Consider the following 26,104-nt stretch of genomic DNA (forward strand, 5'->3'; position numbering starts at 1 on the left):
CGGAGCCGCCGGTGTGCGCATACGGCTAGCCGTCTCGCGAAGCTGGCCCGAGGGGCTGCCGCCGAGCTGGAAGTGCGACAGCAGATCGCTGAGCTTGCCGCTTTCCTGGGCAAGGCCCGCGCCGGCGGCGTTCATCTCTTCGACCATGGCGGCGTTCTGCTGGGTCGACTGGTCCATGTGATTGACGGCGGTATTGACCTGCGCAAGGCCGACCGACTGCTCCTGCGCTGCGATCGCGATCGCATCCATGTGGCTGTTGACGGTCTGGACGAGCTGCTCAATGACGCTGAGCCCCTCGCCGGTCTCGCTGACGAGCTTGACGCCCTCGCCGACGGCAACCGCCGAGTTGGAGATCAGCGACTTGATTTCCTTGGCGGCGTTCGCCGAGCGCTGGGCGAGTTCGCGGACTTCCTGTGCGACGACCGCAAAGCCCTTGCCGGCCTCGCCGGCTCGCGCTGCCTCGACGCCCGCGTTAAGGGCGAGAAGGTTGGTCTGGAAAGCGATCTCATCGATGACGCCGATGATCTGGCCGATCTGCTGCGACGATTTCTCGATCCGTTCCATGGCAGAAACTGCGTTGCGGACGACCTGGCCCGACTGGTCGGCCCGTGTCCGGGCATCTCGGACGACGTCGCGGGCTTCGCCGGTGCGCTTCGACGTGGCGACCACGTTGGCGGTGATTTCTTCGAGTGCCGCGGCTGTTTCTTCCAGCGAAGCAGCCTGCTGCTCGGTGCGCTTCGACAGGTTGTCGGATGCGTCGGAAATTTCCCGCGAACCGCTGGTGACGGTGGAAACCGAATTGCCGACGCTGAGCAGCGCGTCGCGCAGCTGGCGGACCGAGGTATTGAAGTCGTGGCGCAGGCCTTCGAATTGCGGCGCCAAAGCTTCGTTCACTTCGCAGAGCATGTCGCCGGCAGCAAGACGACGAAGATTGGCGGCAAGCGCGCCGGTCGCCTGCGTCAGCTTCGCCTCGGCATCCGCCTCGCTCTGGCGCTGCATTTCGAGGCGCTCGGCCTCCGAACGACGACGGGTGGCTTCTGCCTCGGCTTCCAATTGAAGATTGCGGATCGCGGCTTCACGGAAAACCTCGACCGAGCGGGCCATGGCGCCGATCTCGTCCCTGCGATCCGAATAAGGGATCGCCTCTTCGGTATTGCCGGAGGCAAGGCTTGCCATCCGGTCGCCGATCTTGCGGATCGAGCCGGAAAGGCTGCGGGCAATGATCACGCTGAGCGCGATGACAGCCAGGATGAAGATCGAGAGTGAGCCAAAAAGTACCTGCAGGCTGGACGCTGCGTCGGAAGACTTCTGATCACCCAACGCTTTCAACTCGCTCGCAGCCTGGGCGATGATGCCGGAAGTGAAGGTGCGACGGTTCTCCATGGCGCGGGCCCAGGCGCTATAGTCGTCGGCGGCCGGCGTATAGGGCTTCAGGCTGTCGAGCGCCTTCATCGTGTTGGTGATCAGCTGACCGTCGGGCGTCTGGAAATAAGCGTCGTACTGCGCGATCAGCTTGGAGGACAGGAAAGCGCGCATCGGCTTTTCATAAAGCCGGACCTGCTGCCGCCCCTGCATGAAACGGGCGGCTTCCTCGACGGTCAACGCACCGTTTTTGGTGTACTGCTGCCCCATCCGGTTGACGATGACGTAGCCGTTGCTGAGCTGGACGAGGGCATGGAAGCCGTCAACATAGCGCGCCAGCGCGCGGTCTTCGGTCAGGCCGCCGACGCGGCCGATGATATCCAGCGTCTTTTCCGAAACCGGCGTCACGTATTGCGCAGACAGAAGCTGGTTCGTGTCGCCGCTATCGATCTTGGCACGATATTCCGGCATCCGCAGAAAGCGTTCGTCCACCGCTGCGACAAGCTCGCGCAAACTGGCCTCGCCGTAACCCTGCGCATCGATGACCTTATACTGGTTTACAAGCCGCTTCTCTGCCGCATCCACGCTCGCACGGGCCTGGGGCCGCTGCGCCACGGAACCAAAGCTTTCTTCCGGAATGGCGTTCATCAGCTCGCCGCCGGCCAGCGCCAGGCTCTCAAGGGCGATCGCACGGTTCAGCTCCCGGTACTGGTTGTAGGATTCCCAGCTGGCGAACGCGCCGAGCCCAATCACGGCCAGGAGCGGAACGGAAGCAAGAAGCGTCAACGATGTACGGAAAGGCAAACGTTCGATCAAACGCAGCATGAATAAAACCCTCTGAAACGGGCCGTCATCATGACAGCGTCAAGACCCAGGCGGACATGGTCTCCCTAGGGCGGGAAAATGCGCCGGGAATCTTTGCGATTGTCTTTATCGGGCTACGTCAAAAATACCCATAATTTTGGGGGTCCGGATTTTAGCTTTTGTTAACTTCGCGTAAAACAAAAACCCCGGCAGAGCCGGGGCTTTTCCTTAGATAAAGCTAAAAAACTTAACGAGTCAGACGCTTGTGGGCCTGGCTGCCCGGGTTGAGGGCGTCGGGGCCGAGTCGGCGGACCTTGTCTTGCTCATAGTCCTCGAAATTGCCTTCGAACCATTCCACATGGCCGTCGCCTTCGAAGGCGAGAATATGCGTCGCCAGGCGGTCGAGAAACATGCGATCGTGGCTGATGATGATCGCGCAGCCGGCAAAGTTTTCCAGCGCGCTTTCGAGCGCACCCAGCGTTTCCGTATCGAGGTCGTTGGTCGGTTCGTCGAGGAGCAGAACGTTGCCGCCGGCCTTCAGCATCTTGGCAAGGTGAACGCGGTTACGCTGGCCGCCCGAGAGGTTGCCGACCTTCTGCTGCTGGTCGCCGCCCTTGAAGTTGAAGGCGCCGCAATAGGCACGGGAGTTCATGTCGAACTTGCCGAGTTTGATGATTTCGGCGCCGCCCGAGATTTCTTCCCAGACGGTCTTGTTGCCGTCGAGCGCATCACGGCTCTGGTCGACATAACCGAGATGGACGGTCTCGCCGATGCGCACCGAACCCGCATCCGGCGTCTCCTGGCCGGTAATCATCCGGAACAGCGTCGTCTTGCCGGCGCCGTTCGGGCCGATGATGCCGACGATGCCGCCCGGCGGAAGCTTGATCGACAGGTCGTTGATCAGCGTGCGGCCCTCAAAGCCCTTGGTGATGCCTTCCATCTCGATGACCACCTGGCCGAGACGCTCGCTGACCGGGATGATGATCTGCGCGTCGCCGGGACGCTGTTTGTCGGCGGCCTCCACCAGCTGTTCGTAGGACTTGATACGCGCCTTGGATTTTGCCTGGCGCGCCTTCGGGCTGGACGCGATCCATTCCTGTTCGCGGGAAATCGCCTTCTGGCGGCCGGCTTCTTCGCGGTTTTCCTGCTGCATGCGCTTGGCTTTTGCGAGCAGGTAGGCCGAGTAATTGCCTTCGTAAGGAATGCCGCGGCCGCGGTCGAGCTCCAGAATCCAGCCGGTGACGTTGTCGAGGAAGTAGCGATCGTGGGTGATCATCATCACGGCGCCCGGATAGTCGCGCAGGTGCTTTTCGAGCCAGGCGATGGTTTCGGCGTCCAGATGGTTGGTCGGTTCGTCGAGCAGCAGCAGATCTGGCTGCGACAGCAGGAGCCGGCAGAGAGCGACGCGGCGGCGCTCACCACCCGACAGGCTGGTGACTTCCGAATCACGCGGCGGGCAGCGTAGTGCCTCCATCGCCATTTCGACCTGGCTTTCCAGATCCCAGAGGTTCTGGCTGTCGATGACGTCCTGAAGCTTGGCGCCCTCGTCCGCGGTCTCGTCGGAATAGTTCATCATCAGTTCGTTGTATCGGTCGAGGACGGCCGTCTTCTTGGCGACGCCTTCCATGACGTTCTCGAAGACGGTCTTGGACGCATCGAGATGCGGCTCCTGTTCGAGATAGCCGACGGTCGCGCCTTCTGCGAGCCAGGCTTCGCCGGTATATTCCTTGTCCTGACCGGCGATGATGCGCAGCACGGTCGACTTACCGGCACCGTTCGGGCCAAGGATACCGATCTTGGCATCCGGGTAAAAAGACAGATTGACGTTCTCAAGGATTTTCTTGGCGCCGTAGGACTTGTTGAGTCCCGACATGTGATAGATGAACTGACGTGCCATGGATAAAAGTGCTCCGGGGGGAATTTCGGTTTGCCGCTATGTAGGCGAATTGGTGGCCGGGAGCAATGCGCGAACGGTCGAGGGAGCGAGGATGTTCGACGAAACGAGGCGGTTTAAGAGCCCGACGGGCGCAAACCTTGCCTATCATTACCAGCCGGCGGCCGAGCCGGCGCATGCCATCCTGCTGATCTCGCACGGGCTTGCCGAGCATTCCCGGCGCTACAGGGGTTTCGCCGAGGCCATGGCCGGCCACGGCTTCCAGACTTACGCCTTCGACCATCGCGGCCATGGCGAAACGACGGCGCCGGACGCACCGATCGGCCGTTTCGCCCGGCACGACGGCGTCAGCCTGGTGCTCGAAGACGTCAAAGCCATGCGCGACATGGCGGCGGGCGCCCATCCCTGCCTGCCGGTTCTGCTCTTCGGCCATTCCATGGGCGGGCTGATCGCGCTCAATGCCGCCGTAGACTACCCCGAAAGCTTCAACGCCGTCGCCGTCTGGAATTCCAACTTTCATCCAGGTCCGGCTGGCCGCGCGGCACAGGTGATCCTGCGCATCGAAAAGGCTCTGAAGGGCTCGGACGTGCCGAGCGGGCTTCTGCCGAAACTCACGTTCGGCGTCTGGGGGAAATCCATTGCCGGCCACCGTACGGAATTCGACTGGCTGAGCCATGACCGGGATATCGTCGATGCCTATATCGCCGACCCATTGTGTGGCTTCGATGCCAGCGTTTCGCTGTGGCTCGATCTCTTCGAACTCACGTTTCGCGCCCCGAAACTGATCCATCGACTGGCGAGAACCCTGCCGATCCACCTGATCGGCGGTGCAGAGGACCCGGCGACCAATGGCGGCCGCGAAATCCTGTGGCTTTCCGAGCACCTCAAGCGCAACAGCTTCTCGAACGTCACCACCAAGATCTGGCCGGGCACCCGCCACGAAACGCTGAACGATACGGTGCGGGCCCGCGCCACCGCCGAATTCGCCGCCTGGGCCCGGGCCGCCCTGCCCATGCCCGCGGCCGCCCTCTGAACCGGCCCTACTCATCAAACGGAATGAGTTCATGACATTTAATCAAGTGCTTCCGGGACCGGTCCCGGCTATAGGAAATCGATGAATTCGTCGTCCGCAAGCCTTGCCGCATCAGCCCCGAACCGGATCGTCAACGGCCTCGGCCTGATGATCGTCGCGATGCTGATCGCCCCGTTCATCGACGTCTTTTCGAAGCTTGCGACCGATACCGCGTCGCCCACGTTCATCACTGCCGCGCGCTTCGTTTTCCAGGCACTCTGCATGCTGCCGATCGTGCTCTGGAACGGATATTGGCGGACGTTCTCCTGGCGGCTCAGCGCCTTCCATGCGATCCGCGCAAGCCTCATCACGCTCTCCATGGTCTGCTTCGTGGCGACCCTGGCCGTCATGGAAGTGGCCGATGCCATCGCCATCTTCTTCGTCGAACCGATCATCCTCACCGTCCTCTCCAGCATCTTCCTCAAGGAGACCATCGGCTGGCGGCGTTATACCGCCTGCGCGGCCGGCTTCGTCGGCGCCATGATCGTCATCCGTCCAAGCTTCCAGGAGATCGGCTTCGTGGCGCTGCTGCCGATCGTCACCGCCTTCTGCGTAGCGATCTTCGCGATCCTGACGCGGGCGCTGGCGCATCGCGAAGATCCCTGGTCGATGCAGTTCCAAATGGCGCTCTGGGGAATTCCGATCTCCGCCATATTGCTCCTTGTCGGCGACCGGACCGGCATCGGCTTCCTGGCGCCCTCCATGCCGGACTGGAAGACCCTGCTGTGGCTCGCAGGCGTCGGCGCCTTTGCAGCCCTGTCGGGCATCCTTGCCGTCTACGCCTATCGCGCCGCACCGGCGTCCGTGATTGCGCCGCTGCAATATTTCGAGATCGTTTCGGCGACGCTGTTCGGCTGGCTGGTCTTCGGCGACTTCCCCGATCCGGTCAAATGGCTCGGCATTTCGATCATCATCGGCTCCGGCCTCTATATCATCTGGCGGGAACGCCGCGCTGCCTCAATGAAGCCGGTAACCAGCGCCGCCAAATCAACCGTGACCCCGTGATATGACCCAGACACCCAAGAAACCGCCGCTTACCGGCATCCGCGTCATCGAACTTGCCCGCGTGCTTGCCGGTCCCTGGGCAGGCCAGATGCTGGCAGACATGGGTGCCGACGTCATCAAGGTGGAAAACCCCGATGGCGGCGACGATACCCGCGCCTGGGGTCCTCCCTTCGTCGAGGGCAAGGACGGCGAAAACCTGTCGGCTGCCTATTACCACTCCACCAACCGCGGCAAACGCTCGATCGCCGTCGACCTCAAGACCGAGGAAGGCCAGGACACCGTCCGCCGGCTGGCCGCGACCGCCGACGTGCTGATCGAGAACTTCAAGCTCGGCGGCCTCGTCAAATACGGGCTCGACTACGAGAGCCTGAAAAAGATCAATCCGAAGCTGATCTATTGCTCGATCACCGGCTTCGGCCAGAACGGCCCCTACGCCAATCTCGCCGGCTACGATTACATCGTCCAGGGCATGTCCGGCTTCATGTCGATCACCGGCGAACCGGACGGCCAGCCGATGAAGGCAGGTGTCGCGATCGCCGACATCTTCACCGGCATCTATGCGGTGACCGCCATCCAGGGCGCGCTGATCCATGCGATGAAGACCGGCGAAGGCCAGCATGTCGACATGGCGCTGCTCGACGTCCAGGCCGGCATCCTCGCCAACCAGAACATGAACTACCTGGTCTCGGGCGAGGCGCCGGTGCGGCTTGGCAATGCTCATCCGAACATCAGCCCCTACGAGGTCCTGGCCACCGAAGACGGGTATCTCATTCTCGCCATCGGCAATGACGGCCAGTTCCGGCGCCTCTGCCGCATCCTCGGCATCGATGGGATGGCCGATGACGAGCGTTTCGCCACCAACAAGGCGCGCGTCGCCAACCGCGTCGAAGTGCGCCGGCTGATCCTCGCGCAGACATCGAAATGGAAAAAGGCCGAGCTGCTCGCCGCCTGCGGCGACAACGCCGTGCCGGCAGGGCCGATCAATTCGATCGCCGAAATGTTTAACGATCCGCAGGTCAAGGAGCGCGGGCTGCGGATCGATCTCGAAGCGGCCGACGGCACGGTCATTCCGGGCGTGCGCAGCCCAATCGTGCTGTCGGAAACGCCGCTTGTCTATCACCGGCCGAGCCCGGCGCTCGGCGAACATACCGCAGATGTGCTGGCGCAACTCGATCAAATCGAAAAAGAGGGGAGAGAAAAATGAACACCGTCATCAAGACCGGAGGGCAGCTGATCGTCGAGGCGCTGAAGGCGAACGGCGTCAAACGCATCTCCTGCGTACCTGGAGAAAGTTATCTCGCCGTGCTCGACGCGCTGTATGAAAGCGGCATCGAGGTGCTCGTCTGCCGCCAGGAAGGCGGTGCTGCGATGATGGCCGACAGCTGGGGCCGCCTCAGCGGCGAGCCGGGCATCTGCATGGTCACCCGCGGTCCCGGCGCCACCAATGCCTCGGCCGGCCTGCACATCGCCAGGCAGGATTCGATCCCGATGATCCTCTTCGTCGGCCAGATCGGCCGCGAGATGAAGGAACGGGAAGCCTTCCAGGAGGTCGAATACCGCCGCGCCTTCACCGAATTTGCCAAATGGGTCGGCGAGATCGACGACGCCCGCCGCATCCCCGAATTCGTCACCCGCGCCTTTGCGGTCGCCACCTCCGGCCGTCCCGGCCCGGTCGTACTGACACTGCCGGAAGACATGCTGGTCGATGAAGTCGAGGCGCCTGAAGCCCGCGCCTATATGCCGGTCGAAAGCCATCCCGGAAAAAGCCAGATCGCAGCGTTCGAGACCATGCTGAAGAACGCTCAGCATCCGATGTTCATTCTCGGCGGTACGCGCTGGAGCGAGCAGGCCGTTGCCGATTTCCAGGATTTCGCCAGCCGCTTCAAGGTGCCCGTAGGCTGCTCCTTCCGCCGCCAGATGCTCTTCGATCACCTGCACCCATCCTATGCGGGCGATGTCGGCATCGGCATCAATCCGGCGCTCGCCAAGGCGGTCAAGGAGGCCGACCTGCTGGTGCTGATCGGCAGCCGCATGTCGGAAATGCCCTCCTCCAGCTATACGCTGATCGATATCCCCTACCCGAAGCAGAAGCTCATCCATGTCTTCCCGGATCCGGAAGAACTCGGCCGCATGTACCGGCCTGACCTTCCGATCTGCGCCGCCCCTGCGGAATTCGTCGCCGCCCTGAAGGAACTCGACCCGCCGGCCGCCCCTCTCTGGGCCGAACGGAAATCGGCGCTGCACGATTCCTACCTCAAGTGGTCGACGCCGCCGGAGGCCGGCCCCGGCCCGGTCAGGATGGGTCCGATCATGCAATGGATCGAGGAGAACGTGCCCGACAACGCGATCTTCACCAACGGCGCCGGCAATTACGCCACCTGGCTGCACCGCTTCCACCGCTTCCGGAAATACAACACCCAGTCCGCCCCGACCTCCGGCTCGATGGGCTATGGCCTGCCCGCCGCGGTTGCCGCCAAGCAGCTGTTTCCCGAACGCGAAGTCGTCTGCTTTGCCGGCGACGGCTGCTTCATGATGCATGGCCAGGAATTCATCACCGCTGTGCGCTACGGACTGCCGATCATCACCGTGCTGGTCAACAACGGCATCTACGGCACGATCCGCATGCATCAGGAGCGGGAATATCCGGGCCGCGTCAGCGCCACCGACCTCGTCAACCCGGATTTCGTCGCCTATGCCAAGGCTTTCGGCGGGCATGGGGAACTGGTCGAGAAGACGGAAGAGTTCGGCCCGGCCTATGAGCGGGCGCGCGCCAGCGGCAAGCCCTCGATCATCGAGGTCAGGCTGGACCCGGAAGCGATCACGCCGGCAAGGACGCTGACCCAGATCCGCGAAAAGGCCTGAAATAGAAAAAGCCGGCCTATCAGAACGATAGGCCGGCTTTTTGATTCGGTTCGGCAGCGATCAGATCGCGGCCGTGACGATGAACTCGACCTTGTATTTCGGCGCAGCGAGCTTGGCTTCGCTGGTGGCGCGGGCCGGCGGGTTGGCCGGATCGATCCAGCTTTCCCAGACTGCATTCATTTCGCCGAAATAGGCCATGTCCGAGAGATAGATGATCGTCTGCAGGATCTTCGACTTATCTGAACCGACGGCAGCCAGCAGGCGGTCGACTTCGGAAAGCGCGTCCTTGCACTGGTCGGTGACACTCTCACCTTCGCCGACCTGGCCGGCCAGATAGACGGTGTTGCCGTGGACGACGGCGCCGCTCATGCGGGCGGCCGGCTCGATACGCTGGATGCTCATGGAATTCTCCTCAAAAAATTGAGCTTCTGGAAGGGCCTCGCGCCAAAGGCACGAAGCCGTGGAAAATCTTCAGCCGCGCAGATGCTGGCTCTTTTCGTAGATCGCCGTCGAACGGGCGCCGGACCGGCAGAAGCCGAGCATCGGGCGCGGCAACTCATCGAGCGCATCGACCATCGCCTTGACGCCCTGTTCGTCGACGCCCATGCGGCCAACCGGGATGTGGCGGATGTCGAGGCCGAGTTCCTTCGCGCGAGCTTCGATCTGCGCAAAATGCGGCTGGCCCGGCTCCTCGTCGTCGGGACGATGGCAGACGACCGACTTGAAACCCATGGCCTTGACCTGGTCGAGTTCCTCGACAGTGATCTGGCCGGTGACGGAATATTCGTCGTTGATCTGGCGGATATCCATGGACTTAGCCCTCCGTTCTATTTGAGGCGCAAGCATTACGACGGTGCCCTTTGGGCGTCAATCACTGAGCGACAACTCTCAGACGAAGCAGAAGCGCAGGCCGTATTCGACACTTTCGCCGGGCTTGACCCACCCGAGTTCCCCGTTCGCCGCAAGCTCCTGGCGGCTTGCCAAGCGATGCGAAACCGGCTCGATCCCCAGCACATGCGCCGGCGCCTTCTGATTCCGCCAGACCTGCAGATGCGGCAGCGTGTCGGTCCTGAACTTCACCTTCAGCGTCAGCCCGCCGATCGCCGCGATCGGCCCGAGCGCGATTTCGGCCCATTGCTCGCCCTCGACCGCCGCCGGCACGCAGAATATGCCGCCGGTCTCGCCGCCGAAGGTCCAGGGGAAGCCGCCTCTGTCGAGCATCCTGCCGGTCAGCCAGACGTGGTCATCGAACAGCCAGGCGCCGATATTCATATGGTACATATGCACCCGCGCGAATGGCTTGGAACCGGTATTGGTGACCTTGTCCGACAGGCTCACCTCGCCCGTCGCACCATCGATCCGCCAATGACGTTCGAGGAGAGCCGTCTCGCCGGTCGCAATGGTCAGCGGCACGCGGGCACGGCATTCCGCATCCGGCCCCTGCGCATCCCAGAACAGGATTTCGGCGGGGTGGGAGGAGAAGGATCCATGCAGCGGATATTTCCGGCCTTCAGCGGCGCCTTCGATCGCCTCGGGATGACGAATATGGTCGGGCCCGCAGGTGAACAGGAACCCCTCGAGCGAGTGATCGATTCGCGGATCGCCGTCGTCGGGAATGGCCCGGCCCGGAGCAAGGTCCACATCGCCGATGAAACAGCCCCCGATATCGAGAACCGAGCTCTCGTCGAGAAAAATCCTCGGTCCGTTGGCAGCGGAAAAAGCCTTCATAATCATTCCCTTCACGGTTTCGTCAAAACTTCTAACCGATCGTGAAGTGAATTTAACGGTGTGTTCATGACGAATTCACTTTTTCCACACTACGGTCAAAATTAACTTGTCTGTGGCGACAGGCGAACGGGCGGGAACCAATGTCCGATTTCCCGATTACGCTTAAGTAGTAACAAGGAAGTCGGTGACATCGTGAAGCGGCTATTTTTTGCATGCGCAAGCCTGGTGATCTTGACCGCGGCACAGGGAATTCCCTCCGCCGAAGCACAGAACCGTTATGGCCGCTACCCCTCGGAAACGATGCTCGTCGCTCCTGACGGCTCGATCTTGGACTATGTGCCCGATCGCGGCGATGTCGTCATCAGCCGCGACGGCATGGGTCGCCGCGTTCTGATCGATCATTTCGGCAATGTCGTCGCAACCGAGGTCCGCCAGGAAACCTATCGCCCCAACCGGACGCAGGAGTATCCGCCGGTACCGGGCGGCTACCGGTCTCCGCGCGATACTGGCGGCTATCAGCAGGGTGCCGGCGGTTATCGCGACTACCGCGAATATCGACCGGACGAACCAGGCGCCATTACCGGTGGGATCCCGGGACGAGGCTCGGTCAGCCGCATGCCGCTTGATGATCAGGCCCTCCCCGACACCGGCTATCCGCAGGAAGCCTCGATCGAACCGGACCAGCCGCCGGCGGAAACGCTTCTGCCGCAGAAGCCGATCATCACCGTCACCAAGAAGCCGCAGGCCCAGATCGCTGCACTCCAGGTCTTCCTCGATCGTGAAGGCATCTCGCCCGGCGTCATCGACGGCCATCTCGGCGACAACGTCAACAAGGCGATCGCCGCCTGGCAGGAAATGACCGGCGAGACGCTCGATCCGAACAATTCCGAGGACATCCTGCAGCGGCTGACCTATTCGGGCGGCCTGCCGATCGTCGACTACACGATCACCCCGGCCGATGCCGCCGGTCCTTACGTCGCGTCGATCCCGGAAGACTATGCGCACAAATCGCAGTTGCCGGCCATGTCGTATACGTCCGTAACCGAAAAGCTCGCCGAGCAGTTCCACATGGACGAGAACTATCTGAAGGCACTCAACCCCGGCATCGATTTCACCATCCCGGGGTCGACAATCAAGGTTATCAATCCCGGCCAGCCGAAGGTCGGTCAGGTCACCCGCATCATCGCCGACAAGAGCAAGAAGCAGGTTTTTGCCTATGGCGCCGACGGCAAGCTGGTGGCGGCTTATCCGGCAACCATCGGCTCGACCGACACGCCCTCGCCGACCGGCACCCATTCGGTCGAACGTATCGCCCTCGATCCCGGCTATACCTACAACCCGAAGATCAATTTCAAGCAGGGCAGCAACGATCAGATCCTGCAGATTCCGCCGGGTCCGAACGGCCCGGTCGGTACGGTCTGGATTGCGCTCTCGAAGCCCACATACGGCATCCACGGCACGCCGGAACCTTCAAAGATCGGCAAGACCAACAGCCACGGCTGCGTGCGCCTGACCAACTGGGACGCAAGGGAACTTGCCAAGATGGTCAAGCCCGGCACCACGGTGGAATTCACCGAGTAAGGTTAGCAGGCTCGCAAAGACGGAAAGCTCCTCGGCATTGCCGCAGGGCTTTCTGCTGCTGCTGTCGCAACGCGAAAAAACGGCCGGTTCCGAAGAACCGGCCGCATGTGATGAATGGAACCGGGCGGTGTCAGGCGGCGTAGCGGCCCAGTCCGAAGAGGCGCGACGCGACGGAGCGGGTGATCTTGACGGGCATGAGACGCATGACTTCCTGTGCGTAGGACCGGGCGTTTTCCTTTGCCTTGTCGAGATTGCTGACCTTCGCAGGGTCCAGCGTATGGAGCGTGCCCCCGGTCTCGAAGAGTTCCTTGAAGGCGATGCGTTCGCCGATCGGCGTATCGAGGACATGCACGCCGCGGGCAGCCAGAAGACCCTTGATGGTCAACAGCGCCTTGGTGGTGACCATCGAGGTAACGCGCGTCAGCACCACTGAATGCGGGATCACCAGGCCGGCCTTCTCCTTCATATAGGACAGGAGGTCGAGGATTTGGGCAGCACCCTTGGCGTCCATGGCAGAACCCTGGACCGGGATCATCACATGGTCGGAAAGCCCGATCGCCGTGGTGACCAGCGCATCACGGGCGCCGGCGAGGTCAATGATGAAATAGTCGGTGCGCGATGCCATTTCCCGAAGATGACATTGCAGCGATGCGAGCGTGACTTCCGATACCACTTCGATGTTGCGCACGGTGCCGGAGGTCTCGAACCACTGGCTGATCCAGCGCTGCGGGTCGGCATCGATGACGGTGACGCGAAAACCCTGATAGGCAAGTTCGGTAGCGAGCAGGAGCGCAGCGGTCGTTTTTCCGGCTCCACCCTTGGCGTTGGCAAAGGAAATTACAGGCATTTTCGGTCCTCGAACAAGTCTTGAGCCACATCGCTCACGAGGACACCGGGAAGCATGGTGTCATTCGCACATCCTTTCCAAACATGGTTAACGAATTGCAAATTTAACCACCATTAATATCACTCAGGAGATTTAGCTTTTGGCTCTAAAATGCGGAAAAGCCCGGAGGTTTGGGCCTCCGGGCTCCTTCAATGCCGATCTTCCGAGGGGCAGGAAGATTTAAAAGCAGTCGAGGAAAAGCGCTTTGGTATTCTCCATCGTCATGGTGACGGGGTTGCCGCCGCAACTCGGGTCCTCCATCGCCATCGCCGTCAGTTCATCGATTCGGTCCGGCTTGATCCCCAGCGCCGTGAGATTTTCGGGCACGTTAAGTTCGGCACGCAGCGACAGGACATAATCATAGAACCCGTCGAACCCGCCGGCGATGCCGAGATAGGCCGCGGCGCGGGCGATCTTCTCTTCGATTGCCGGACGGTTGAAGCGCAGGACCGGCGGCATCACGACTGCATTGGTCATGCCGTGATGGGTGTTGTAGACCGCGCCGATCGGATGCGACAGCGAATGGATGGCGCCAAGCCCCTTCTGGAAGGCGACCGCGCCCATGGCCGCAGCCGACATCATATTGGTGCGGGCTTCGAGGTCCTGTCCGTCCTTGTAGGCGCGCGGCAGGAATTCCTTGACGAGCCGCATGCCTTCGAGCGCGATACCGCCTGACATCGGATGGTAGAAGGGCGACGAATAGGCCTCCAGGCAATGCGCGAACGCATCCATGCCGGTGCCGGCGGTGATTGCTTTCGGCATGCCCATCGTCAGTTCCGGATCGCAGATGACGACGCCGGGCAGCAGTTTCGGATGGAAGATGATCTTCTTGACATGGGTGACGGAATTGGTGAGCACCCCTGCCCGGCCGACTTCAGATCCGGTGCCGGCCGTGGTCGGCACCGCGACGATCGGTGCGATCTTCGAGGCGTCGGCGCGGGTCCACCAGTCGCCGATATCCTCGAAATCCCAGACCGGCCGCGTCTGGCCGGCCATGAAGGCGATCAGCTTGCCGAGATCGAGGCCCGAACCGCCGCCGAAGGCAACGACGCCGTCATGACCGCCATCTTTGTAAGTCTTGACGCCGGCTTCGAGGTTGTTCTCGTTCGGGTTGGGATCGACATCGGCAAAGATCGCCCGGCCGAGGCCAGCCTCTTCGAGCACGTCGAGCGCGTGGCCGGTGATCGCCATTGAGGCCAGTCCCCGGTCGGTGACCAGGAGCGGCTTTTTCAGGCCGAGCGTCTTGCAGGCGTCCGCCAGTTCCTTGATGCGTCCGCGGCCCAGCTTGACGGCGGTCGGATAGCTCCAGTTCGCGACGATATTCATTTCGTGACCTTCTTCAGGTGGTAGGATTTCGGGCGGGTCAGGTTGTGGAAACCGAGGACGGAGAGCGAACCGCCTCGCCCGGTTTCCTTGACGCCGGTCCAGACAAGCGCCGGATCGAGATAGTCGGCGCGATTCATGAACACCGTGCCGGTTTCGAGCTGACTGCCGATCCGGTTGGCCCGGTCGACATCCGGCGTCCACAGCGACGCCGTCAGCCCATAGCGGCTGTCGTTCATGTAACCGATCGCCTCGTCGTCACTCTTCACCTTCATGATGCCGACAGCCGGGCCGAACGTCTCTTCCCGCATGATCTCCATGGAATGATCGACGTCAACCAATACTTGCGGCGCAAGATAGGCGCCACCGTCGTCGGCCGGGAAAAACTTCGGATCGACCAGCGCCCTGGCGCCGCTCGCCACCGCGTCGGCGATCTGCTGGCGCACGACCTTGGCAAAGCGCTTGTTGGCCATCGGCCCCAGCGTCGTTTCCTTGTCGAGCGGGTTGCCAAGCTTGTAGTTCGACACCCAGGCGACCGACTTCTCGACGAAAGCGTCGTAGAGCGATTCGTGCACATAGATGCGTTCGATGCCGCAGCAGCACTGGCCGGAATTATAGGTCGCGCCGTCCATCAGCGTGTCGACGGCAGCATCCAGGTCGGCGTCGTCCATCACATAACCGGGGTCCTTGCCGCCGAGTTCGAGGCCAATGCCGGTAAAGGTACCGGCGGCGGCCCGCTCGATCGACCTTCCGCCCTCGACCGAACCCGTAAAATTGATGAAGTTGAACAGCCCTTCGGAAATCAGCCTGGCCGACGTCGCGTGGTCGAGGAAGATATTCTGGAAGACATCTTCCGGAACACCGGCCTCGACAAAGGCGCGCACCATGCGCTCACCGACGAGCAGCGTCTGGGAGGCATGCTTGATGACAACCGCGTTGCCGGCCATCAGCGCCGGCGCGACGGTATTGATCGCCGTCATATAGGGATAATTCCACGGCGCGATGACGAACACGACCCCATGCGGCTCCCGTTCGATGCGACGTTCGAACGTGGCGCTGTCCTCGACGCGCAAAGGAGCGAGCGCATCGGCGGCGATCGATGCGACGTAATTGGAGCGCTCATTGAACCCCTTGAACTCGCCGCCGTAGCGCACCGGCCGGCCCATCATCCAGGCGAGTTCCGGCACCACCTCGTCGACCATCTCGTTGAGGCGCGCGACGCCCTTGAGCACAAGCTGGACACGCTCATCGAGCGGCCGCTTCGCCCAGGCCTTCTGCGCATGCCGTGCGCGCCCGATAGCTTCGGCGGCCGCTTCCGCCGACATGGTCGGACGCTCGGCATAGACCGAACCGTCGACCGGCGAGATACATTGGATCATCGTCATTGATATAGGCTCCAGAAATTCAGCAGGCCCCGAGGGGTTAACAGGCAAGCGTGCGGACATGGCCCGCATGTCCATAGGAAAGAATCGCACGATCACGTGTGATGATGGTCAGATCGTGCTCGCGCGCGGTTGCGATCAGAATACGGTCGATCGGGTCCTTGTGAATAGGCTGGGGCAGGAACGAGGACGCAATAAAAATCGTGGAGGTCACGGGATGTTCTATAAAATTCCCGTCCCGCAGATAGTCGCGGTACCATTGCTGGGCATCCCGGGATTCACGAATACGACCTTTGGCGAGCAGCATGCCCATTTCCCAAGCAGTCGCAGCGGAAACGAAAACCGGAATCCTTCTAGCCTGACTCTCTCCGAGCGACTCCAAAGCCACCGGCGACAGCACCTCCTTTTGCGACATCCAGATAACAAAACATGTATCGAGCAGAAACCGACTACTCATTATAAAGCTTCTCGCCCAACTCCTCATCCCAGTCCATTGGCGCCGTCAGATCGACGCCCGGCATGACGGTGATCGTGCCAGCCATACAACCGTAACCGGGATGCAACTCGATCAGCGTGCCGTCCTCCTTCTCCATCCAACGCTTGCCATCCTTGTAGATGATATCGTCTTTCGTGAACATTTTGGCCGGCTGAGTGTCCGAGTAGCCGGTGGCGTCATAGCTGCCTTGCTTCGTCTCCTCAAATCCGAACACCTTGCCCCGCCGGTGCGCGGCCACCTCCTCGAGATTTATCCCGAGGAAGGCGGCGATATCGTCCTGCTCATCTGCGCTCATCTTCCGTTCGCCCTTCAGCATCCGCGATACGGCACTGGGATCGAGCGACATGAAGCGAGCCAAATCGCGCAAAGATTTCTGTCCCTGATCAAGTTTCTGATAAAACCATTCACTGTCTATAGGGCTCATGACCATTCCCGCAGGTTGTGGAAACAGCTTAACATAATGCCATAATGACAACAAGCGACACTCAGTATTGCGATTATCTCAAGCCCTCTCGAAACCCCGTGCCACCTCCCAATCCGTCACGCGGCGATCGTATTCCTCCTGTTCCCATTGGCCGGCTCGGACATAGTGGTCGATGACGTCGTTGCCGAAGGCCGAGCGCAACAGTTCCGATCCGTCCATGAGATCGATCGCCTCGCGCAGCGTCTTCGGGATCTCGCGGATACCCTTGCCGCCATAGGCGTCGCCGACGAAGGCAGGCTCCAGCGCCATCTTCTTCTCGATCCCGTCGATACCGGCGGCAATCAGCGCCGCCATGGCGAGATACGGGTTGAGGTCGGAACCGCCGACGCGGCATTCGATGCGGATTCCCTTGGACGCCTCGCCGCAAAGACGGTAGCCCGCGGTACGGTTGTCCTTCGACCAGACTGCCTTGGTCGGCGCGAACGTGCCGGCCATGAAACGCTTGTAGGAATTGATGTAGGGTGCCAGGAAATAGGTGATCTCGCCGGCATGGCTAAGCAGCCCGGCGATATAATGTTTCATCAGTTCCGACATGCCGTGTTCGTCGTCCTTGTCGAAGAACAGCGGGGTCTTGCCGTCGGCGCTCCACAGCGACTGGTGAATATGCGACGAACTGCCGGCGGCCGAATAATTCCACTTGGCGAGGAAGGTAATCGCCTTGCCCTTGCCCCAGGCGATCTCCTTGCATGCATTCTTGATGATCACGTGCCGGTCGGCCATGGTCAGCGCATCGGCGTAGCGGACGTTGATTTCCTCCTGGCCGGCCGAAGCCTCGCCCTTGGAGTTCTCCACCGGAATGCCGGCACCCTGCAGGCCGGTGCGGATCGCCCGCATGACCTCCTCTTCCTTGGTGGTCTGGAAGATGTGGTAGTCCTCGTTGTAGCCGCTCGCCAGTTTGAGATTGCGGTAGCTGCTTTCGCGCGCCTGATCGTAGGTCTGGTCGAACAGGAAGAATTCGAGTTCGGTCGCCATGAAGGCGGACATGCCCATCGCCTCCAACCGCTTCACCTGGGCCTTCAGGATGGCGCGCGGCGAATGCGGCACGTCCGCATGGGTGTGATGGTCGAGCACGTCGCAGAGAACCAGCGCGGTGCCTTCGAGCCAGGGGAGTTTGCGTAGCGTCGCAAGATCCGGCTTCATCGTATAGTCGCCGTACCCCTGTTCCCAGCTGGTCGCCTTGTAGCCGGAGATGGTCTCCATCTCGATATCGGTCGCCAGCAGATAGTTGCAGCTATGGGTTTCCTGATAGGCGCTCTCGACGAAATATTCCGCCTGGAACCGTTTGCCCATCAGGCGACCCTGCATGTCCACCTGGGCAGCGATGATCGTATCGATGCGGCCCTCGGCAACATCCTTTTTGAGTTCGTCGAAAGAATAATGACTGGTCATGATCGATCCATCTGGCCTTTGAACATTTTGGCGGAGGCCGCACATCGCGACCTCCGCCAATGATGTCGGTGAAGGTTATTCGCCCGGTACCGGCGAGACCGTTCCGGTTTCGCCGACCGCCGCTTCCGCAGCAGCGATTTCGGCCTTGCGCTTGGCGATCATGTCACCGATCGGAGGCCCCTTGAAGCGCTTGTTCTCGACCGCGAACCAGATGATTATCGCAAGGACGATGAGGCCGACGGTGACCGCAAGCACCTTGTCGTTCGGCGGCTGGATAGCGATGTAGATGATCAGCACCATGCCAAGCGTCGCCAGCACGCCGACTGTCTTGTAGACGCCCCGACCGAGATCCCAGGGGCCAGGCGCTGGCCATTTCTTGGTGCCGTAGGCGAAGATGCCGAGCACGATCGGGAAAAGGAAGGAAAGGAAAAGGAAGATCAGGGTCGCGTTGACGACCGTGACGTAGAGGCTTGCCTCGCCGACCGAGATGAACAGCGCACCCCAGACGAACAGGCTTTCAAGAGCCGCACCCGTCCAGATCGCCGCAACCGGGGTGCGGAATTTCGGGCTGACGCTTGCAAGCGTCTTTGAGCCGACCGGTATCCCGCCATCACGCGAAAACGCAAAGATCATTCGCGAGCATGAGGTGACGGTCGCAAGCCCGCAGAGGAACTGCGAGATGAAGATGGCGACATAGAGCACCGTCACCAGCCAGGCCGGCATGATGGTGTTGATGGTGGTGAAGAACACGGCCCAGCCCTGCTTGGCGCCTGCGGCCATGTCCGGGATGGCGATGACGAAGGCCGACAGCATGACCCAGCCGGCAAGCGACGACCAGAGCACGGCGGAGACCATCGAACGGGGCACCGACAGCGCCGCCTTCTTGGTTTCCTCCGACGTATGCGCCGAGGCGTCATAACCGGTGATCGTGTAGATCGGCAGCAACAGGCCGAGCGCGAAGATATACCACATGCTGTCGGACTGAGGCCAAACGGCCCCGCCCGCATCACCGGAATAATTGGTGAAAGTCCAGAGCCGCGAAATATCGTGCGTCGGTGCGTAGATGAGGCAGGCGATGGTCAGGACCGCCGCCGTCACCAGGATCAGCGTGCCCGAGAAATCGGTGAGCTTGGCCGTGAGGCCGATGCCGAAATGGTTGATCGCCGCCTGGACGATGGTGAACAGGATCACCAGAACCACCTGCATCCCCGGAGAAACAACGCCGGTCGCATCGGCAATGCCAAGCTGCGCGCCGAACGTGCCGCCGAGGAAAAGGGCGGTACCGATGTTGATCGCCCCGAGAACGGTGATCAGTCCGAGAAGATTGAGCCAGGCGGTGAGCCAGCCGGTAAAGCGCGTCCCGAGGATCGAACTCCAGTGATAGAGCCCGCCGGCCGTCGGATAGGCGGACGAAATCTGCGCCATGCCGAGTGCGAAGAAGAGAGAGATGATGCAGCCGATCGGCCAGCCGATGCCGATTGCGGCCCCGCCGACACCCGACGTCGCCTGCGCCAGCGAATTGATGCCGCCGGAGAGAATGCAAATGATGGAAAATGAAATTGCGAAGTTGGAAAACGAGCTCATGCGGCGCTCGAGTTCCTGCGCATAACCCATGGAATGCAGGATATGAATGTCCTGCTTTTTGTCGCCTTCGGTATAATCGGACATGACTTCCCCCTGTTGGCAGAAAGACCGCGCCATCGCGGCCATCCGGTTTGTCCTTCCCGCGGAGGTTAACCACGGGCATGCGAGCTGCTGCTCCCCGGGTCTTATCCTTGGATGTCTGCGAGGCTTTCCCGCAGCAATCCTGTCAAGAAATCGGCCACGACCCCCTGGCCGATTTCGTCCGTTATCAGATCGTTCCTGATTTCGATCATGACGTTGAGAAGTCCCGCCGGCAGGGCGTGGACTTCCAGCGTATGCGTTACGCCGTCCGCCGGCCCGTAAGGCTCGTTGCGTTCGACGCGGTAGAGATGGGTGTCGGATGCTGCCTCCAGCATCCGGTCGGCAAGCCGGCTGTCGGTATCGTGCAGGATGCCGATCTCGACCGGGCGCTCCCTGCCGAAATAGACCGGCGTGAAACTGTGAATGGTGACCAGCACCGTCTTCTGCCCCCTCGCCCGCCGCGCCGCGATCTCCTCGCGGATGCGGCCGTGGAATGGCAGGTAGAGCGCCGTGGTGCGTCGGGACTTCTCCGCCTCGGACAGGTTCTCGTTGCCGGGGATCCGGAAGATCTCGGACACGTCACGCATGGCGGCAGGCGAATCCGGCGGCCGGTTGCAGTCGTAGATGAGCCGCGAAAACCGCTGGTGGATCAGCGTCGCGTCGAGGCTCTTCGACATCAGCCGGGAGACGGCAAGCGCTCCCGGATCCCAAGCGATATGCGAGGCGAGCGCATCCGCGGAAAGTCCGAGATCGCCGTAGCGTTCCGGCAGGCGCCGCGAGGCGTGTTCGCAGACGAGAAGCACATCTCCCCGGCCGCCGACATTGTCCAGGGCAACGGGTCCGCCATCCGCCTCCGAGAAGAATTCCGACTGGACCAGCATCGACGCGTTCCGGAAAAAATCGTTTAAATTGGATTAAGAAGAGAATTCTTCACTTTCCGGCTGCCGTCAACGGGATTCTGAAAATTTCTCTTCAAAGGAACCGTTGACTTCTCCGCAGAAACGATTGTTAATCTTTTCGATAACCGGCGAAGACCGGAGGGAACAGCTTTAGTGCCACCAACTGCACGCACCGTATCGGATGTCATTCGTGTTCGTTACGATAGCCTGACGCGCGCGGAAAAACAGTTGGCGGACAGCCTATTGGAGAACTATCCGGTGTCAGGGCTCGGCAGCATCACTGTGATCGCGGAGAACGCCCGTGTTTCGACGCCGACGGTTGCGCGGATGGTGCAGAAGCTCGGCTACAAGGGCTACCCGGAATTCCAGTCCCATCTGCATCACGAGCTCGAGGCGACCATCTCCAACCCGATCGCCAAGCACGACCGGTGGGCGTCCAACGCACCGGGCACACATATCCTCAATCGCTTTGCCGACGCGATCACCGCCAATCTGCGCGACACGCTTTCAGATCTCGACACCACGACTTTCGAAGGGGCCGCCGCACTTCTGCGTGACCGCAACCGCGGCATCTACTTCGTCGGCGGCCGCATTACCGGTGCGCTCGCGGAATATTTCTTCACCCATATGCAGGTCATTCGTCCCAAGACGACCCTGATCTCCACCAATTCGAGCTCCTGGCCGCAGCATGTTCTCAACATGAGCGCCGGCGACGTCCTGGTGATCTTCGATATTCGCCGCTACGAGCAGGAGATGGCGACGCTGGCAGAGGCCGCACGGGCTAACGGCGTCGTCATCATCTTGCTGACCGACGTCTGGGCTTCACCCGTTGCCAAGCATGCACAGCACACGTTCAAGGTGAGGATCGAGGCACCCTCGGCCTGGGACAGCTCCGTCATCACCCTGTTCGTCGTCGAGGCGCTGATCGAGGCGGTGCAGAGCGCGACGTGGGAGGAAACTCGCGAACGCATGAACTCTCTGGAAGGCCTGTTCGAGCGGACGATGCTGTTCCGCCGCCCGGGCCGCCAGAGCCGTCCCGACTGATCGGTCGGGTTAAGAAATATGCCGGCAATCCGGGAGTTTCATGAGCAAATGCTCATCCTCCGGGCTGTCATATACGATACATGAACTGGCTCTACGAGTCGCGCCGAAACGATCCGGACTACACGACCTGAACCCCTAGGAGGATACCTTGATCAACAAGACCCAACGTCTTCTTTCTCTGACGACCGCCATCGTCATCGCCTCCACGGCCATCGCCGCCGCGGCGCCCAGCGCCGAGCTGATCGCAGCTGCGAAGAAGGAAGGCACACTGACCACGATCGCGCTGCCCCATAGCTGGTGCGGCTACGGCGACGTCATCGCCGGATTCAAGGCGAAGTACGGCCTCGAAGTCAACGAATTGAACCCGGACGCCGGTTCGGGCGACGAAATCGAAGCGATCAAGGCCAACAAGGGCAACAAGGGCCCGCAGGCTCCCGACGTTATCGACGTCGGCCTGTCGTTCGGCCCGTCCGCCAAGGCCGACGGCCTGATCCAGCCCTACAAGGTCTCCACCTGGGATTCGATCCCGGCCGACGCCAAGGACGCAGACGGCTACTGGTACGGCGACTATTACGGCGTTCTGGCTTTCCTGGTGAACAAGGACCTCGTCAAGACGTCTCCGAAGGACTGGTCCGACCTGCTGAAGTCCGACTATGCCAACGCAGTCGCTCTCGCCGGTGATCCGCGCGGCGCCAACCAGGCCGTTCAGGGCGTTTATGCTGCCGGCCTCTCCGGCGCCAAGGGCGACTCCGCCAAGGCCGGCGACGAAGGCCTGAAGTTCTTCGCCGAACTCAACAAGAAGGGCAATTTCGTGCCGGTCACCGGCAAGGCCGCCCCGTTTGCGCAGGGCACCACGCCGATCATCATCGCCTGGGACTATAATGCCCTGTCCTGGGGCGAAAGCCTGAAGGGCAACCCGCCCTTCGAGGTCGTGGTACCGGCAAGCGGCGTTGTTGCAGGCGTCTACGTGCAGGCGATCTCCGCCTTCGCTCCGCATCCGAACGCTGCGAAGCTCTGGATGGAATACCTCTATTCCGACGAAGGTCAGCTCGGCTGGCTGAAGGGATATTGCCACCCGATCCGCTTCAACGATCTTGCCAAGAGCAACAAGATCCCGAAGAACCTGCTCGACGCCTTGCCCCCGGCAGCAGCCTATGAGAAGGCCGTATTCCCGACGCTCGCCCAGCAGTCCGCCGCCAAGGAAACCATTACCAAGAAGTGGGATACCGTGGTCGGCGCCAACGTCTCCAAGTAATCGCATCAGGATTGACCTCCCGCGCCGCCCGGCGTGGGAGGTTTCCCGTTTCCCCTGGATGGCCAGCATTCATGACCACCGCATCCACGTCATTCATCGACCGCCGGACAGTCATCGACTGGCTCGGCATCGTGCCGTTCATGGTATTTGCGCTCGCTTTCCTGATTGTCCCGACGCTCTATCTGATCGTCGGCGCCTTCTTCAATCCGGCGGGCGAATTTACGCTTCAGAATATTGCCGACCTCTTTTCGCCGTCCATCCTCGGCGCCTACTGGATCAGTATCCGGGTATCCGTTGCGTCTGCGCTCGGCGGCGCGTTGATCGGCTTCTTCCTTGCCTGGGCGGTTGTGCTCGGCGGCGTGCCGTCCTGGATCCGCTCCAGCCTGCTCACGTTTTCCGGCGTCGCATCGAACTTCGCCGGCGTGCCGCTCGCCTTCGCTTTCCTGGCGACGCTCGGTCGGACCGGTCTGGTCACCGTCTTCATGCGCGACTGGTTCGGCTTCAATCTCTATTCGACCGGCTTTAACCTTCTCTCGTTCTTCGGCCTGACGATCACCTACATGTTCTTCCAGATCCCGCTGATGGTGCTGATCCTGACCCCGGCGCTCGACGGGTTGAAAAAGGAATGGCGCGAGGCATCCGAGATCCTCGGCGCATCCACCTGGCAATATTGGCGCATGGTGGTGCTGCCTATCCTGTGGCCAAGCCTGATGGGCGCCACGCTTCTCCTTTTCGCCAACGCCTTCGGCGCGATCGCAACCGCCTATGCCCTGACCGGATCCTCGCTCAACATCGTGCCGATCCTGCTCTACGCCCAGATCCGCGGCGACGTGCTGCACAATCCGAACCTCGGCTACGCTTTGGCTCTCGGCATGATCGTCATCACCGGCATTTCCAACATCCTCTACATCTGGCTGCGCACCCGCGCCGAACGGTGGCAGAAATGAAGGCGCACAAGATCTTCGCCTGGCTCGCGATCGCCATCGGCGCCATTTATTTCTTCATACCCCTGATCGGCACGTTCGAGTTCTCGCTGCGCATGCGGCGCGGTGTCTATTCCTTCGACGCCTACCAGTCGGTCTTCACCGACGCGCAGTTCCGCGCCACCTTCGGCTTCTCCATGCTGATGGCGCTGGTGACGATCGTCGTCGGCATGCTGCTCATCGTGCCCACGGCTTATTGGGTACGGCTGCGCCTCCCGCAGATGCGGCCGGTCGTCGAGTTCATCACGCTTCTGCCGCTCGTCATTCCGGCGATCGTCATCGTGTTCGGCTACCTGCGCCTCTACAATTCCTCGTCCTGGATCCCGTTCACGGGCTCGACGCAGGGCACGAATGTCCTGCTGACATTCTCCTACGTGACCCTGGCGCTTCCCTACATGTACCGCTCGGTCGATACGGCGATGCGGACTATCGACGTGCGGACGCTGACGGAGGCCGCCGAAATTCTCGGCGCCAAATGGACGACGATCATGTTCCGCTGCATTTTCCCGAACGTCATGTCGGGCGTGCTCTCGGGCGCCTTCATCACGTTTGCGATCGTCATGGGCGAATTCACCATGGCGGCCCTTCTCAACCGTCCGGCCTTCGGTCCCTATCTCCAGCTCGTCGGTGCCAACAAGGCTTACGAACCTTCGGCGCTCGCCGTCATCGCCTTTGCGATCACCTGGCTGTCGATGGGTCTGATCCAGCTCGTTTCCCGCTTCGGCAAATTGTCGCCGTCCAGGCCTTAAGGAATTTTGATGTCGTTCCTCGTTCTCGAAAGTATCAAGAAGAGTTTCGGCCAGACGCAGGTCGTCAAGGACTTCAACATGTCCATCGAGAAGGGCGAGTTCGTCTCCTTTCTCGGACCGTCGGGCTGCGGCAAGACGACGGTGCTGCGCATGATCGCCGGGTTCGAAAGCCCGAGCGACGGTGCGATCTCGATCAACGGCCGGAACCAGAACGCGCTGAAGACCAACCAGCGCAATATCGGCATGGTCTTTCAGGCCTATGCGCTGTTCCCGAACATGAACGTCTTCGACAACGTCGCCTTCGGTTTGAAGGTGGCTGGCAAGGCCCAGGCGGAGATCGAAGCGCGCGTCAAGGAAATGCTGACGCTGATCGGTCTCGACCACCTGGCCGACCGTTATCCCTACCAGATGTCCGGCGGTCAGCAGCAGCGCGTGGCGCTTGCCCGCGCGCTTGCGCCGAAACCGCAGGTCCTGCTGCTCGACGAGCCGCTGTCGGCGCTCGATGCCAAGATCCGTGTTTCGTTGCGCGAAGAGATTCGTGAAATCCAGCGCCAGCTCGGCATCACCACCGTCTTCGTGACGCACGACCAGGAAGAGGCCCTGTCGATCTCCGACCGCGTCGTCGTCATGAATGCCGGCCGCGCCGACCAGATCGGCACGCCGTCGGAAATCTACAATCGCCCCACCACCCGCTTCGTCGCCTCCTTCGTCGGCACGCTCAACATCATCGAGGCGACCGTCGTCGATCCGGCGGCCAACACGGTGAAGGTCGGCGAAAACACGATCAGGCTGAGGGAATCGATCGGCGCCCTGAAAGGCGGCGACAAGCTGTCGATCGCCCTGCGCCCGGAAGCGGGTTCGCTGCTGGAAAATGCCAAGGGCGATACCTCGCTGACCGGCCAGGTGATCTCCTCGCATTTCCTGGGCTCGGTCATCCGCACCAAGCTTGATGTCGGCGGAAACCAGATTTCCTTCGACATGTTCAATTCGCCGGACGCAGTCCTGCCGCAGCCGGGAGAAACCCTTGCGTTGCGCTTCAACGCCCACGATTTCCTGATCATCCGCGACTGATTGCAGATAAATCGGAGGGCTACGGCCCGCAGACGAAAACGGCATCCTCACGGATGCCCTCAGACTGCTGACAAACCCCTGGCGTGGTCCGGGGGTTTGTGATTCATTGGGACATGTTGAAGAAACCTGCCCCTTGCCAGACGGCTCTTGAGATGGTGACGCTCGAGGGT

The 26,104-nt window shown here is 61.4% G+C and carries 23 protein-coding genes; 10 read left to right on the forward strand and 13 right to left on the reverse strand.

Features of this window, described 5'->3' with window-relative positions; all coding sequences use genetic code 11:
- A partial coding sequence (locus MOV61_RS16185; RefSeq protein WP_247137313.1) for a methyl-accepting chemotaxis protein occupies positions 1–2,187 on the reverse strand: 2,187 nt, incomplete at its 3' end.
- A gap of 226 nt (positions 2,188–2,413) precedes the next feature.
- Positions 2,414–4,063, reverse strand: a complete 1,650-nt coding sequence (ettA, locus tag MOV61_RS16190; RefSeq protein ID WP_038543572.1) for an energy-dependent translational throttle protein EttA — start codon at positions 4,061–4,063, stop codon at positions 2,414–2,416.
- A 91-nt stretch (positions 4,064–4,154) separates the two neighbouring features.
- Between ettA and MOV61_RS16195 the strand changes: the two genes are divergently transcribed.
- The 4 genes from MOV61_RS16195 (at position 4,155) to MOV61_RS16210 (ending at position 8,999) form a co-directional block, all read left to right on the forward strand.
- Positions 4,155–5,093, forward strand: coding sequence for an alpha/beta fold hydrolase (locus tag MOV61_RS16195; protein WP_247137314.1), 939 nt, complete (start codon positions 4,155–4,157; stop codon positions 5,091–5,093).
- A gap of 81 nt (positions 5,094–5,174) precedes the next feature.
- Positions 5,175–6,137 carry a DMT family transporter gene (locus MOV61_RS16200; RefSeq protein WP_247137315.1) on the forward strand — a complete coding sequence of 321 codons (963 nt, stop codon included), beginning with the start codon at positions 5,175–5,177 and terminating at the stop codon, positions 6,135–6,137.
- Between the two features lies 1 nt (position 6,138).
- The gene (locus tag MOV61_RS16205; protein WP_247137316.1) at positions 6,139–7,341 is read left to right on the forward strand and encodes a CaiB/BaiF CoA-transferase family protein; all 1,203 of its coding nucleotides are present in this window, start codon (positions 6,139–6,141) and stop codon (positions 7,339–7,341) included.
- On the forward strand, positions 7,338–8,999 hold the full coding sequence (locus MOV61_RS16210; protein ID WP_247137317.1) for a thiamine pyrophosphate-binding protein: 1,662 nt from the start codon (positions 7,338–7,340) through the stop codon (positions 8,997–8,999). Before MOV61_RS16205 ends, MOV61_RS16210 begins: the two co-directional genes overlap by 4 nt.
- 60 nt (positions 9,000–9,059) lie before the next feature.
- Here the strand turns inward: MOV61_RS16210 and MOV61_RS16215 are convergent, their stop codons facing one another.
- The 3 genes from MOV61_RS16215 to MOV61_RS16225 all read right to left on the reverse strand — a co-directional run bounded on the left by MOV61_RS16215 (position 9,060) and on the right by MOV61_RS16225 (position 10,727).
- Positions 9,060–9,401 (reverse strand): RidA family protein, encoded by a 342-nt coding sequence (locus MOV61_RS16215; protein WP_247137318.1) that lies wholly within the window; start codon positions 9,399–9,401, stop codon positions 9,060–9,062.
- Positions 9,402–9,470: 69 nt separating this feature from the next.
- Positions 9,471–9,809 (reverse strand): TIGR01244 family sulfur transferase, encoded by a 339-nt coding sequence (locus MOV61_RS16220; RefSeq protein ID WP_038543585.1) that lies wholly within the window; start codon positions 9,807–9,809, stop codon positions 9,471–9,473.
- Positions 9,810–9,887: 78 nt separating this feature from the next.
- Positions 9,888–10,727 (reverse strand): DUF4432 family protein, encoded by an 840-nt coding sequence (locus MOV61_RS16225; RefSeq protein WP_247137319.1) that lies wholly within the window; start codon positions 10,725–10,727, stop codon positions 9,888–9,890.
- Positions 10,728–10,919: 192 nt separating this feature from the next.
- Between MOV61_RS16225 and MOV61_RS16230 the strand changes: the two genes are divergently transcribed.
- Entirely contained in the window at positions 10,920–12,308 is a 1,389-nt protein-coding gene (locus tag MOV61_RS16230) for a L,D-transpeptidase (RefSeq protein WP_408962389.1), read from the forward strand.
- Positions 12,309–12,438: 130 nt separating this feature from the next.
- Here the strand turns inward: MOV61_RS16230 and MOV61_RS16235 are convergent, their stop codons facing one another.
- The 8 genes from MOV61_RS16235 to MOV61_RS16270 form a co-directional block, all read right to left on the reverse strand.
- Positions 12,439–13,155, reverse strand: coding sequence for a ParA family protein (locus MOV61_RS16235; protein WP_247036283.1), 717 nt, complete (start codon positions 13,153–13,155; stop codon positions 12,439–12,441).
- A gap of 219 nt (positions 13,156–13,374) precedes the next feature.
- Entirely contained in the window at positions 13,375–14,520 is a 1,146-nt protein-coding gene (locus tag MOV61_RS16240; RefSeq protein ID WP_247137320.1) for an iron-containing alcohol dehydrogenase, read from the reverse strand.
- On the reverse strand, positions 14,517–15,902 hold the full coding sequence (locus tag MOV61_RS16245) for an aldehyde dehydrogenase family protein (protein ID WP_247137321.1): 1,386 nt from the start codon (positions 15,900–15,902) through the stop codon (positions 14,517–14,519). The genes MOV61_RS16240 and MOV61_RS16245 overlap by 4 nt, the downstream gene beginning before the upstream one ends.
- Positions 15,903–15,939: 37 nt before the next feature.
- Complete coding sequence (locus MOV61_RS16250; protein WP_247137322.1) at positions 15,940–16,356, reverse strand: type II toxin-antitoxin system VapC family toxin; 417 nt, start codon at positions 16,354–16,356, stop codon at positions 15,940–15,942.
- The gene (locus tag MOV61_RS16255; protein ID WP_247036275.1) at positions 16,349–16,819 is read right to left on the reverse strand and encodes a helix-turn-helix transcriptional regulator; all 471 of its coding nucleotides are present in this window, start codon (positions 16,817–16,819) and stop codon (positions 16,349–16,351) included. Before MOV61_RS16255 ends, MOV61_RS16250 begins: the two co-directional genes overlap by 8 nt.
- A gap of 78 nt (positions 16,820–16,897) precedes the next feature.
- On the reverse strand, positions 16,898–18,268 hold the full coding sequence (locus tag MOV61_RS16260) for a glutamine synthetase family protein (protein WP_247036273.1): 1,371 nt from the start codon (positions 18,266–18,268) through the stop codon (positions 16,898–16,900).
- Between the two features lie 75 nt (positions 18,269–18,343).
- Entirely contained in the window at positions 18,344–19,936 is a 1,593-nt protein-coding gene (locus MOV61_RS16265; RefSeq protein ID WP_038549314.1) for an amino acid permease, read from the reverse strand.
- Positions 19,937–20,037: 101 nt separating this feature from the next.
- On the reverse strand, positions 20,038–20,814 hold the full coding sequence (locus MOV61_RS16270; RefSeq protein ID WP_247137323.1) for an N-formylglutamate amidohydrolase: 777 nt from the start codon (positions 20,812–20,814) through the stop codon (positions 20,038–20,040).
- Between the two features lie 171 nt (positions 20,815–20,985).
- Between MOV61_RS16270 and MOV61_RS16275 the strand changes: the two genes are divergently transcribed.
- From MOV61_RS16275 to MOV61_RS16295, 5 genes are all read left to right on the forward strand, one after another.
- Positions 20,986–21,876 (forward strand): MurR/RpiR family transcriptional regulator, encoded by an 891-nt coding sequence (locus tag MOV61_RS16275; RefSeq protein ID WP_038587696.1) that lies wholly within the window; start codon positions 20,986–20,988, stop codon positions 21,874–21,876.
- Positions 21,877–22,024: 148 nt separating this feature from the next.
- Positions 22,025–23,131 (forward strand): ABC transporter substrate-binding protein, encoded by a 1,107-nt coding sequence (locus MOV61_RS16280; protein ID WP_038543606.1) that lies wholly within the window; start codon positions 22,025–22,027, stop codon positions 23,129–23,131.
- A gap of 71 nt (positions 23,132–23,202) precedes the next feature.
- Complete coding sequence (locus MOV61_RS16285; RefSeq protein WP_247137324.1) at positions 23,203–24,078, forward strand: ABC transporter permease subunit; 876 nt, start codon at positions 23,203–23,205, stop codon at positions 24,076–24,078.
- The gene (locus MOV61_RS16290; protein ID WP_247137325.1) at positions 24,075–24,863 is read left to right on the forward strand and encodes an ABC transporter permease; all 789 of its coding nucleotides are present in this window, start codon (positions 24,075–24,077) and stop codon (positions 24,861–24,863) included. The genes MOV61_RS16285 and MOV61_RS16290 overlap by 4 nt, the downstream gene beginning before the upstream one ends.
- Positions 24,864–24,872: 9 nt before the next feature.
- The gene (locus MOV61_RS16295; protein WP_247137326.1) at positions 24,873–25,934 is read left to right on the forward strand and encodes an ABC transporter ATP-binding protein; all 1,062 of its coding nucleotides are present in this window, start codon (positions 24,873–24,875) and stop codon (positions 25,932–25,934) included.
- Positions 25,935–26,104: the final 170 nt, after the last annotated feature.

Origin of the sequence: Neorhizobium sp. BETTINA12A, from assembly GCF_023006485.1 — a bacterium.
Lineage (GTDB): Bacteria > Pseudomonadota > Alphaproteobacteria > Rhizobiales > Rhizobiaceae > Neorhizobium.